General features: G+C 48.7%; 1 protein-coding gene. It reads left to right on the top strand.

What is annotated here, in order from left to right; all coding sequences use genetic code 11:
• Nucleotides 1–312: hypothetical protein (locus C1I60_RS23360; protein ID WP_137063908.1), on the top strand; the 312-nt coding region annotated here is incomplete at both ends.

The raw sequence follows: 312 nt of genomic DNA, 5'->3' as shown, positions 1-312 counted from the left end.
CAATACTACCCTGAGCCGCTGTTGTCTGATTTTGAGAAGCAGGTCGCTGAAAAGGGAATCCAAACTGTGCTCGGAGCACGCGTGAAGGAAAATGTAGGTGCCACGCTCAAGGGAGAATGGGATGCGGGTGTAGAATTTGTAGCAGGTGTATGGGATATGGTTGTCGATGTAGCGGATATGGGAGTCATGGTGGCTACTCCTTTCGTCATGCCGGGTAACGTCACCGGGAAAGGTTTTCTAGAGCGTAATGAGACACTTGAAGGTATTAAGCATGCAGGAGGATATATTGCGGAAACGGCCACTTTTCAAAAA

Source organism: Paenibacillus terrae (genome assembly GCF_005217525.1).
Taxonomy (GTDB): Bacteria; Bacillota; Bacilli; order Paenibacillales; family Paenibacillaceae; genus Paenibacillus; species Paenibacillus terrae_C.
This window is presented reverse-complemented; position numbering and strand designations above follow the sequence as displayed.